Source organism: Paraburkholderia sp. SG-MS1 (assembly GCF_012275575.1).
GTDB lineage: Bacteria > Pseudomonadota > Gammaproteobacteria > Burkholderiales > Burkholderiaceae > Paraburkholderia.
Genome location: NZ_NPIH01000198.1, coordinates 1 through 9,773, shown reverse-complemented (window position 1 = coordinate 9,773; position 9,773 = coordinate 1). Strand labels below are relative to the sequence as shown.

13 protein-coding genes and 1 pseudogene are annotated in these 9,773 nt (G+C 58.1%); 2 read left to right on the top strand and 12 right to left on the bottom strand.

Annotated elements, in window-relative coordinates; all coding sequences use genetic code 11:
* Positions 1-726: 726 nt before the first annotated feature.
* The 6 genes and pseudogenes from CIC12_RS33870 to CIC12_RS15355 all read right to left on the bottom strand — a co-directional run bounded on the left by CIC12_RS33870 (position 727) and on the right by CIC12_RS15355 (position 5,605).
* Positions 727-846 (bottom strand): DUF746 domain-containing protein, encoded by a 120-nt coding sequence (locus CIC12_RS33870; protein ID WP_446728014.1) that lies wholly within the window; start codon positions 844-846, stop codon positions 727-729.
* Between the two features lie 94 nt (positions 847-940).
* Positions 941-1,468: pseudogene (locus CIC12_RS15375) on the bottom strand (DUF746 domain-containing protein); the annotation flags it as partial.
* 60 nt (positions 1,469-1,528) lie between these two features.
* Positions 1,529-3,283, bottom strand: coding sequence for a ShlB/FhaC/HecB family hemolysin secretion/activation protein (locus tag CIC12_RS15370; RefSeq protein WP_168664939.1), 1,755 nt, complete (start codon positions 3,281-3,283; stop codon positions 1,529-1,531).
* A gap of 114 nt (positions 3,284-3,397) precedes the next feature.
* A complete protein-coding gene (locus CIC12_RS15365) occupies positions 3,398-3,757 on the bottom strand; it encodes an immunity protein Imm33 domain-containing protein (protein WP_446728013.1) in 360 nt (119 codons plus the stop codon).
* 145 nt (positions 3,758-3,902) lie between these two features.
* Complete coding sequence (locus CIC12_RS15360) at positions 3,903-4,109, bottom strand: CPCC family cysteine-rich protein (protein WP_168664943.1); 207 nt, start codon at positions 4,107-4,109, stop codon at positions 3,903-3,905.
* Complete coding sequence (locus tag CIC12_RS15355) at positions 4,109-5,605, bottom strand: hypothetical protein (protein WP_238812635.1); 1,497 nt, start codon at positions 5,603-5,605, stop codon at positions 4,109-4,111. Before CIC12_RS15355 ends, CIC12_RS15360 begins: the two co-directional genes overlap by 1 nt.
* A 716-nt stretch (positions 5,606-6,321) precedes the next feature.
* Here CIC12_RS15355 and CIC12_RS15350 point away from each other — a divergent pair.
* Positions 6,322-6,552 (top strand): SymE family type I addiction module toxin, encoded by a 231-nt coding sequence (locus CIC12_RS15350; RefSeq protein WP_168664937.1) that lies wholly within the window; start codon positions 6,322-6,324, stop codon positions 6,550-6,552.
* 53 nt (positions 6,553-6,605) lie between these two features.
* Here the strand turns inward: CIC12_RS15350 and CIC12_RS15345 are convergent, their stop codons facing one another.
* The 4 genes from CIC12_RS15345 to CIC12_RS33765 form a co-directional block, all read right to left on the bottom strand.
* Positions 6,606-6,941 carry a DUF2489 domain-containing protein gene (locus tag CIC12_RS15345; protein ID WP_168664936.1) on the bottom strand — a complete coding sequence of 112 codons (336 nt, stop codon included), beginning with the start codon at positions 6,939-6,941 and terminating at the stop codon, positions 6,606-6,608.
* 11 nt (positions 6,942-6,952) lie between these two features.
* On the bottom strand, positions 6,953-7,360 hold the full coding sequence (locus CIC12_RS15340) for a hypothetical protein (protein WP_238812633.1): 408 nt from the start codon (positions 7,358-7,360) through the stop codon (positions 6,953-6,955).
* Positions 7,361-7,528: 168 nt separating this feature from the next.
* Positions 7,529-7,738: a hypothetical protein gene (locus CIC12_RS15335; RefSeq protein WP_238812631.1), complete on the bottom strand. Its 210-nt coding sequence runs from the start codon at positions 7,736-7,738 to the stop codon at positions 7,529-7,531.
* Positions 7,739-7,743: 5 nt separating this feature from the next.
* Positions 7,744-8,010: a DUF6883 domain-containing protein gene (locus CIC12_RS33765; protein ID WP_342030540.1), complete on the bottom strand. Its 267-nt coding sequence runs from the start codon at positions 8,008-8,010 to the stop codon at positions 7,744-7,746.
* A gap of 171 nt (positions 8,011-8,181) precedes the next feature.
* Here CIC12_RS33765 and CIC12_RS33140 point away from each other — a divergent pair, with 171 nt between their 5' ends.
* Positions 8,182-8,283, top strand: a complete 102-nt coding sequence (locus tag CIC12_RS33140) for a SymE family type I addiction module toxin (protein ID WP_238812637.1) — start codon at positions 8,182-8,184, stop codon at positions 8,281-8,283.
* 49 nt (positions 8,284-8,332) lie between these two features.
* Here CIC12_RS33140 and CIC12_RS15325 read toward each other — a convergent pair whose 3' ends face one another.
* Together CIC12_RS15325 and CIC12_RS33135 are read right to left on the bottom strand one after the other, a co-directional pair.
* Complete coding sequence (locus CIC12_RS15325; RefSeq protein ID WP_168664934.1) at positions 8,333-8,680, bottom strand: immunity 8 family protein; 348 nt, start codon at positions 8,678-8,680, stop codon at positions 8,333-8,335.
* A gap of 10 nt (positions 8,681-8,690) precedes the next feature.
* Positions 8,691-9,773, bottom strand: a 1,083-nt coding sequence (locus tag CIC12_RS33135) for a hypothetical protein (RefSeq protein WP_238812629.1), incomplete at its 5' end; no start/stop codon positions are given.

The following is a 9,773-nucleotide window of genomic DNA, read 5'->3' as shown; positions in this document are numbered from 1 at the left end:
ATTGACCCCGACGTTGAGCCCTGAGGCCATTGCCGCACCCGATGCACCGAACGTCAAAACCCCGAGCAAAAGTGGAACTAAACGAGCGGACTTCATGGATCACCCTTTGGAAGAATGTGTTCTGTGGGCGGAAATATAACGCAAGGCAGCGTTCCGCGTATTTCACGTTTGTAATAACTGATGCACAACATCGCAGCATCAAAGGCTACGTAACGTCTGGTTACATGCGAGCGTGTTCTGGTGAAAACGATGCGAGGTTGTAATCGAAAGGACGGGTGGCGTCCAAGCGTGGCCGATGTTGCGCGCCATCTACTCGTCGCAAATTCATCGCCGCGAACACGGGCGTGGGCAAACAGGCATCGGTGTTTCGCTAGCGTTTAGCAGCAAGTGCCGACGCGCATCCGCTCCGAACTTCGAGCTGAAAAAAAACCCCGCAGAGCTTGGACTCTGCGGGGTTTGCCGCCATTGCTTGCGGAGACGGAGACCGCCATCAAGCAATCCGACGCGTTCCCCACCTATCCGACAATTCCTTTATAAACAAGGCCTTGGTCTAAAAATGAGGTCGTATCTCGCCGTATCGTCATGAGACGACCGCATGTACCGCAGCGCCCGCGCCCCATATCTGCCAGTTTGAACCGGACGTTACGCGCGCCACATCGCGTACACGGCGTATCCGGCTCCGCACGGGCGCATGCCTGTATGCGCTGGGCAAGCTGCCCCGAAGGGTCAAGCTGGGTCGCAGCGACGGCGGAATTCTTCAACGAGTCGTGCCGTAATGCCAATGTCGGTCTCGATGATGTCCGCACGCTGGATGACAGGTAATGGCAGCGCAAGATAGAGGATCAACTCGCTGTCTCACCGCGTCGCGGTTGCGGGTGAATGGCGTTCCCGTACGGCGGTTGAACTGCGTACCGCAGGCGCCACAACGGAATCTCGGCAGGCCGACAGTGCCCTTGCGGCGGATATTGCGCTTCCCGCATACCGGGCAGAGTGGCAGCGGCTGGGAGCGCGACGAGTGAATCTCGTCGAAATCGTCCATCAGTGCGCGGGTAAGCGTCCGGTCTTCATAGACGATACCGGCCGGCGGCATATGCAACTTGTCATACGCGGCAGTCAGATGACCGCCAAGCTGAACCGGCTTTTCATAATGTCCGGAGGGATCGAGTTCGAGCAGCCATTGCCGGATCAGCCGGACGTTTTCCACTACCGTGTGACTCATCACACCGAGCCGCTGCGCAGCCTGCGCGCAACTGAGTGACTGCGACAGTAGCGCGATCAGTTGATCGAACTGACCGCGAAAAGGCCGATGCGAAAAGGGCGTGCCACTCAGGCGGCTGAAGTGATGACCACAGAGGTCGCACGCGTAAGTGGGAAGTGGCCCCGTGCGCAATCGCGCATAGCCCTTCTTCACGACATGGATGCCCGCACATCGGGGACAGACTGGCAGCGGATCAGCGTCAGACGACATCAACCGGGCGACATGCACCCGCAGGAAGTCCTCCAGTTTCGGTGGCGTATTCATGGCAGGTCAGAACTGCGCGGTTAGCTGAAAACCCAAAGTAACCCGTGCAGTCGGGAAACCCGATGGTTTGTAGATGGGTGTTCCGGCGAAGAGGTCATAGGCGATTCCGCCAGCCTTCGCCGACGCGCTACCCCGCACGCCGATTACCGCGCCCGCTAGCTGCGTACCGGCGAGAAATGCGGTGTTCGGCCCGAACACGCGGCCGTAGTCGATACCCGCGTACACAGACTGGCCCGTCGAGCCGATCGGCACCTGAAGTTCATTGCGCCAGAAGAAACCGCGCTCGGCTGCCAGCATCGTTTCGCCGTCGAAGCCACGTACCGTGTAGCGGCTGCCAATGGTCAGGTCATCGATGTAGTTGAGCGTGTTGTTGGTGAGCTGCCCGTGAACGCTTGTCACGTAGCGTAGCGGCTGGCTGGCGATCTGGAACGGCACCGACAGGTTCGCATCGAGCAGGGCCATGTGGAAGCGGTAGGTCGGGCCATTGGGGTAATAGTCCGGCGTTGCACCAAGTCCGCCGATGCCCCGGCGGTAAGCGAGACTGCTGTCGAACTGCGATGCGCCGAAGTAATGACGATCGGTCAGCGCGGCTTCGATAAAGGTGTTGTTGCGATGCTGCTGCGGGATATCGGTATCTTCAATGAAGCTCTCGCCAAAGCGCTTCGTCAGCCGGAACTGCACGCCGAGCACACCGTTCTGGCTGCGCATGAGGACACGCGCCAGTTTGAAATCAACCGTCTGCGAATTGCCGCTTGAAACGAAAGTCGTGTTGACGCCCGCGATCTGCTGATAGTACGTGTTCGTATAGGCTGAGAGCGTGCCGGTCCAGTAGCCCCACGGAACGGAATAGAAACCGTTCCATCCGTGTGAGCCGAGGCGCTTGTCGCCGAATTCGAGGTCCTGGCTGACGCCGATGTTAAAGATATCGTTCAGCCCGAACGGGTTGTCGATACCCAAGCTCAGGTTGCCCTGAAGCTTGCCGGTCGCGCGTGTGCCCGAGTTGTCCACGGACGCGACCACCGTCCACGGTTTGGTTCGCTTCACGTCGAGCACGACATCACTTTCGCCGGGTAGGTCGGTCGGAACGATCTGCATAGAAACGTCCTGGCTGCCGACGCGCTTCATCTGTTCGAGTCCCTGTTCCAGGTCGCGCAGATTCAGCACGTTGCCATCGCGCGTCGGGAATGCCGACTTCCATGTGCCGCGCGTGGCAGGATCGGCAAAGCGAACCTTGCCGATGACACCCGGCACCAGCGCGAACTTCAGCGTCCCGGTTGACAGGTCCTGCTCGGGCAGCAGCACGCGCGTGGTGACGTAGCCCCGGCTCAGGATGGTCTGTTGCAGTCCCTTGGTCAGCGTGTCGAGCCCCGCCTTGCCTACGCATTGGCCCTCGTAGTGGCCGAGCCATTCGCGCGCGAAAGCGAAGCGGTCGAGCGGCAACGCCGACGCGCCCTGTTTGCGTACTGCATCCGGCAGCGTCGCGGGTACATCGAGAACGAACGAATCGATACGGAAGCACGGCGTCTCTGCTGGCAACTCGGGCCAGACAGAGGCGTGCTCAACCTTCGAACGCACCGAGGGCGCATTGACAGTGGCATTGCGTTCCTGTGCACTGCGTTGCTGCTCGACCTGCTGGTTCTGCTCGGCGTTCGCGCGTGCCGCTGCTGCTGTATCTGCTGGTGTCGGGGCTTGTTGCGCGTTGGACGCGAGTGATACCAAGGCCGTGAGCGGCAAAGCCGCCAGCCTCTTTCTGATTTTCATGCGAGAAGTCTTTATAAAACTAGATTTCGAAGGGATCGCCGCGATGGTCGATCAACGTTCCCGCACCACTGGCGGCTTTTTCGTTTTCCATACTGACAAATCCCTTTCCGTCACTTAGGTTGGCCCGATAAGGTCACTTGCCGGCAGTCGCCTCAGTAATTCGCTTGAATCTGAACTGACTTCCTTTTTGCCATGACTGATCTTGACCAGACCGTCTTTCAGAACGACTGACGACTCAGCACGCAATGCCAGAAATGGAATGACTTCTGGACGCTTGCTAGCGATTTCGAACAATGAGGCCAAACGGCCATCGCTAAAAACGTTCTTTTCTGTGGTAAAGAGCCATCCCGAATCGGTGCCAGCAGGAGAGGCACGGAACATCTGAAAGCTCCTTGACGTCATGAAGTCGGGGGAGATGACACCGGATTGCCGCAGAGAAGGGAACGAAGGTTCGATGCTCAACTGTTCCGCCACACTCTGGCGCTTACCCCGTCAAGGCCGCGCAACGCGCACCGAAGGGCAGCCTTGATGGCCACCAGGGTTTACGCTCAGGCTTGTCATCACGCCAGATTGAACAGCGCCACAAACAACAAACCCGGCTCGAAGGCTGGGCTTGCTTTTAATGCACCTTGGTTTTCGTTGTCTGCCAATGTTTACGGGCCTCATTCAGGCTGTTTTGATTGGCCCCCCCTGCGAATGTGGGATCACTTGATTGCACTGGATCGTCTTCCCAGCCGCACACAGGGCAGATTTCATAATCGTCTCGTACACCAATTGTCAGGCTCTTACAGCATGGGCACGGTAAGCGACTTTCTTTCTCTTGCATCATTGTTTATTCCAATAGTCCATTCCAGCCGCCGGTTTGAACATCGTCTTTGGCGCACCGTCTTTGGTTTTTGATGCGAACGTGTTCGTCGCTGGATCGTAATACAAGGTATCGCCATTGGGTCGTGTCTTGGTAAGCGTCCCATCGGGTGGATTGTTCACGAAGTCCTGCGCTGCCTGAACGTATTGCACCGAGTTTTGATACTCAGGGAACTCGTCACCGTGTGTCGTCGAATGGCCGTAGGCATTTTCAACTGGCGTCTTGTCCTTTGTTGAAGACCAGAACGTATTCTTATCGCCATCGCCGCTGTTTGCGTCGTCACCGTTCCCACTATTAAGCGTCGCATTACCCGCCGTACTGCCGGAAGACAATCCCGCACCGGCTGCCTGCCCGATTACGGAATCCACCAGCACCGCACCGGGGCTCGCGGCAGGCGGCTTGCCCCCACCCATGCCAACAATCGCATTCAAGCCGTTCGCAATGCCTTGCAGCGCCAGCGAGAACAGAGACGGAGACTTCGTTCCAAGGTCGCCCGTTAACGCACGCTCATCATCCATCGACTGGTTGTACAGTTGCACATTCGATGCCATCGCCGCGCCGGCCGTACCGCCGACGACAGCGCCACCGACGCCCGCTGCAATGTTGGCCGCGAGATTGCCGATCAGATCCGATCCCGTCGCTGACGCTACCCCCTTGGAGATATCGTTCAGCGAACCGGCCATCTTCGACGCCACGCCCGCGCCAGCAGCGCCTCCAATCGTGCTGAACGCGCTACCGCCACCGAGCCCACCGATCAGCGCGCCGCCCGCAACGTGCAGTTCAGCACGCGAATCACCACCCTCTTTCCAGTTGTTGTAATCAGTCGCTGCTGCGGCCATGCCTTCGCTGTCTCCGCGATCGGACGCGGCCTTGTAGGCCGCCGCCGCTTCGTCGCGCTTCATATCCGCATACGCACCGATACCTTGCGACACTGCCTGACCCGCCGCTTGTGCGGCCTGCATCGTGTCTGCCTGCTGCGACAGGATAGCGTTCACGTCCGGCGTTTTCGCAACAGTGCCGTTCGTATTGGTCGTGTCGCGCGACAGGTTACCGGGCACATATCCAGGCGTTCCCGGCGTTACAACTGGCACGGCAGCACACAACGGCGGAACGGCACATACTGGAACCAGCGCCGCCGAACCACCGGCCGCCGGTGGCTTCGAGTTCCCACCCGGACTATTCAGATCGTCCGGGTTCACATACGAACCCTGAGCACCATTCGCATTCACCAGCGCCGCGAACTGGTTCGCCATATTCACCGCGCCGCGTCCTGCGCTCGCAAGCTGGTCTGCGATCGAGTCCAGCAACTGGCTGCCCGTGCCACCGTTGCCATCGCCGTTGCCTGTGCTCCGGTTATACAGGTCTGCATTCGACGCCGTGAATGCACCCGCACTTCCACCCACCAGTGCACCGCCCGCACCCGCCAGCACATTCGACACGATATTGCCCGCGAGCATCGACCCCGTCGCATTGCCAATCGAATCAGCCAGTCCGTTCAGTTTCCCCGCAAACGCCGACGCGAAGCCCGCTCCCGCCGCGCCTTGCGCCGCGCTCCCGATGCTTCCACCACCCAGACCCGCAACCAGTGCGCCTCCAACAACGTGCAGCGCTGTTCTGTTAGTCCCACCCTCATCCCACCTGCCAACTCCCGACATGGCCGCCGTTGTCGAAGGCAGTTTCCCCCTGACGCAGCAAGGCGTTGCAACCGGTTTTCACCTGACACGGATCGGAGCCCGCAATTTTTTGCCCCGACGCGGGTTTTGGCCTAAAGATGCAAGTTTGCCAGTAACGCGCCCGGCCTTTGTCAAGGACTGTCAAGGTTGCTGGCGTCATCGTCCCGCCGGGTTTGACGGCTCCCGCAGGGAGACGGCAAACCCGGCGGAACAGGGCGTATCCATACCACTGCTCCATGACCGCGCAAGCCTTCGTTACGCGCTAACGGTGCTTCGCTGACCTCGCACGCTTACCCCGTCAAGGCCGCGCGCAGCGCGCCAGCGGGTATCCGATGAGGATCAGCAAGCGCTGATCGTCCTGATGGACAGCCCGGTCAAGCGTTCGCAGATGACCCGGCTCATGACGAGTTGAAGAAGAGAACCGTTAAAGAAGCGCGGGCCGTGAGTGCTGGAAACACTCACGGCCCGCTGACCACAACCAACTCAGACAGGGAGTTGATATGGCTGACGCCAATCTTAATGCATTGCACGCTCATCCCGAGCGCCGCGCCACCGTCCAGCAGATCATGCGCTGGCGACCCTCACCGAAACCCGGCAGGGACTGGCGTACACCCACGTTCTTTCCCTGGCTTCGCATTGCCGGCAAGTGGCTGGAACATGCCGGCTTCGAACCCGGACAACGCGTGAGGATCGAGGTCCACCACGGCAGGCTTGTCATCACCCCAGACTGAACGACGCTACAAACAGCAAACCCGGCACGCCGGGTTTGTTGTTGTTTGTTTTTTCATGTCTTCCGATTACCAAATCGGTCTATCAGGTTCCTACACGCTTGCTGCGCAAATGATCCAGCCCATTCTTCTGCATTCTTAAGCTCTGGTTCAAGACGAGCAAGCGCCTCTGGCGACCATAGCGGCCTCTGCTCTTCGAGTGGAAGATGATCTGTCTCCGATCGAATGACCACGAATACATCGAAGTCTGGGTCACGATCTGCTATTTCACTCAACTGGCTCCGAATGGCAAGCACCTGAGCCGCGCCTTCGAGGAAGAACAACTTGCCATCCAGCATGTCTTGCGCCACCGCCACAAGATGGTGACGCGCCCGAATCTCTATTTCGCTCATTTCAGAAACCCTTATTTCAGGGGAATTGACTTTGGCTCCACAACCTGACCAGTCGCCGTGTTGCGATAGGCGTGGATTTCAAACTGCGTTCCATCGGCAGCTGTATAGCTTGAGCTACTAACCTTACTCCAATCACTTGGCTGGCCCCCATACTCAGATACCAAACGGGAAGCGTCACGCAAAGGAACACTTGTTCCACTGCCTGCGATATTGGTGCCATTTCCTGCAGCCAGATCCGAGAGTTGCTGCTGGCTCGCCAGCGATTTATTTAGATTTAGACCGCTGACAGCATTAGCAGCACCCTCTGACATGCCACCACTCGATGCCTGTCCGTTGCCGTCATCGTTCCCACCGCTATTGAGCGTCGCATTACCGGGCGCATACCCCGGCGTTCCCGGCGTCGCCACAGCAGGCGTCATGACACAGCCTGCATTGGGCGTACAAACCACCGCAGGTGGCGTCACGACTGCCCCGCCTGTGCCGGCGGCTTGCCGTTGTTATTGGCCTGTACGAGAGGATTGGGGTCATCACGCCAGATTGAACGGCGCTACAAACAGCAAACCCGGCACAAGGCCGGGGTTGCTGCTTCAAATATCCTTTCCCGAGATTGTGCCAAGGGCGTATGCATCGATTTCAGGCAAATACGCTTCAACCTCATATGCTTCGGGCGATGCAGGATCACCAAAGACTAAAACAACAGTGACAGCCATCCCGGACGGGAGAGTCACCGCAGTATGTTCGCCAATAATTTCCGCTTCAATCGGCTTAGACAACTGAAAACTATCGTTCTCTTTCATCACATTCATTTTTTTGCAGGAATACCAGTTACAAGGCGAACTGTGCCGGAATTGTCCTTCATGAATACGAAGGTTGTGTCAATTGTCTTTCCGTTGGCTCCCGTGATCGAAATGACCTGTTCGTAGGTTTGCTCATACTGGGTAGCCTTCGTCGGTATGGCCGTCGCAGGATCAAAGTACAACTGTTTAGCAAGATCCTGCCAGTTGCTCTGATCGAAACCCAATGCTTGGCTAAACCAATTGGCTTTGGTTTGGTTCTGCGAATGGGTCAGGTCCAGAAGATAACCACAACCAACTCACCGAAGGAGTTGACTATGGCTGACGCCAATCTTAATGCATTGCACGCTCATCCCGAGCGCCACGCCACCGTCCAGCAACTCATGCGCTGGCGACCCTCACCCAAACCCGGTAGGGACTGGCGAACGCCTACGTTCTTCCCCTAGCTGCGCATTGCCGGCAAGTGGCTTGAGCAGGCCGGCTTCCCGCCCGGACAGCGCGTGAGAATCGAGGTCCAGTTCGGCAGGCTCGTCATCACCCCAGACTGAACAACCCCGCAAACAGCAAACCCAGCCTTGGGCTGGGTTTGCTGTCGTTTCAAGTTTGATAATCCTCAAACTCCCAGACAAAGATCCTGGCCAGTTTGATTGCGATTGCGCTCCAGTCGTTTCCATCGCATTGAGCAACATAGGTTCGAATATGCTCCTCAATGGACGGCAAGCTGTACTCGCGAACGATAAGCAAATGGCGTCCCCAACGAGGTTCCCATACGGTCTGGCCTAGCCACTCTGGCGTGCATACGCAAAGCTCGAAATCGTCGGCACCTGAACTTTCTGCCAGCCCAATTCGAAGGTGAAGATTCAAACAGAAGCAAGATCGATCCTCTGGTACAAATGCGCCTAGATCGAACTCATCACACGAAATTGATTTTACAACTGCATGCATTAGCCGTTCCTCAGTTGGTCACATTCAAGTGGCCGTTACCTATTTTCGCACGTTGCCCGGTTATTGCATTAATCGTGTAGGTTTCAAAGTTTGCTTGTGTGCCAGTCGTCGCATAAGGTGAGTCCTTTTCGTTAGGCATTCGGTAAACCCGAGTCCCGTCTGCACTGATCCATCCAGAGCCATCGCTGGTCATCTTTGCCCCGTCTCCAACCCAGAGTTTTCCTAGTTGGTCAGCTTCAGCCGCGGTGCCACTACCAATGGAGAAGTTTGGGTTGCTCTTCCCGCTTCCGTCAAGCGCTGTAGCTAGTCTTGAATCAGAAGCCGCAATATTCGCAAGGTTCTCATCCGCAAGCTGTCCCTTCAACGAGGGGTAATTTGCAATGTTAGAAGCTCCGCTATTCGCAGCTTGCCCCTCACCATCATCATTCCCGCTATTGAGCGTCGTATTACCGGCTCCATACCCCGGCGTTCCCGGCGTCGCAATAGCAGGCGTCGTTACACAACCCGCATTGGGTGTGCAAATCATCGTCGGCGGCGTCACCACCGCCCCGCCTGTCGCAGGCGGATTGCCATTATCGTTCGCCTGCACCAACGGATTCGGATCGGCCGAAGGATTCTGACCCGCAGGTGACGGAATGATGCTGTTCAGTGCATGATTCAACGCGCCCAGCGGATCTGTCGCCGTGGATACGAGCGCATCGCCCAGACGATCCAGGAAGTCGCTCCCCGTGCCGCCCTTGCCATCGCCGTTGCCCGTGCTCCGGTTGTACAGATCGGCATTCGCCGCCGTGAACGCCCCCGCACTCCCACCCACCAGCGCGCCTCCAGCTCCCGCCAGCACGTTCGACACCACATTGCCCAGCGTCATCGAGCCCGTTGCGTCGCCAATCTGGTCTGCAAGACCGTTCAGCTTGCCCGCAAACGCCGATGCAAATCCAGCGCCCGCCGCGCCTGCTGCCGCACTCCCTATGCCTCCACCACCGAGCCCGCCGATGAGTGCTCCGCCCGCAACATGCAGCAGCACCCGATCCGTCCCCCCCTCATCCCAGACGCTTGCACCCGACACGTCCGCCGTTGTCGATCGACAGTTTTC

Excerpts from the sequence above, each read along its gene's own strand:
- CIC12_RS15370 (WP_168664939.1), bottom strand. The coding sequence starts at position 3,283 with ATGAAAATCAGAAAGAGGCTGGCGGCTTTGCCGCTCACGGCCTTGGTA.
- CIC12_RS15360 (WP_168664943.1), bottom strand. The coding sequence starts at position 4,109 with ATGCAAGAGAAAGAAAGTCGCTTACCGTGCCCATGCTGTAAGAGCCTG.
- CIC12_RS15355 (WP_238812635.1), bottom strand. The coding sequence starts at position 5,605 with ATGCTCGCGGGCAATATCGTGTCGAATGTGCTGGCGGGTGCGGGCGGT.
- CIC12_RS15350 (WP_168664937.1), top strand. The coding sequence starts at position 6,322 with ATGGCTGACGCCAATCTTAATGCATTGCACGCTCATCCCGAGCGCCGC.
- CIC12_RS15345 (WP_168664936.1), bottom strand. The coding sequence starts at position 6,941 with ATGAGCGAAATAGAGATTCGGGCGCGTCACCATCTTGTGGCGGTGGCG.
- CIC12_RS15340 (WP_238812633.1), bottom strand. The coding sequence starts at position 7,360 with ATGACGCCTGCTGTGGCGACGCCGGGAACGCCGGGGTATGCGCCCGGT.
- CIC12_RS15335 (WP_238812631.1), bottom strand. The coding sequence starts at position 7,738 with ATGAAAGAGAACGATAGTTTTCAGTTGTCTAAGCCGATTGAAGCGGAA.
- CIC12_RS15325 (WP_168664934.1), bottom strand. The coding sequence starts at position 8,680 with ATGCATGCAGTTGTAAAATCAATTTCGTGTGATGAGTTCGATCTAGGC.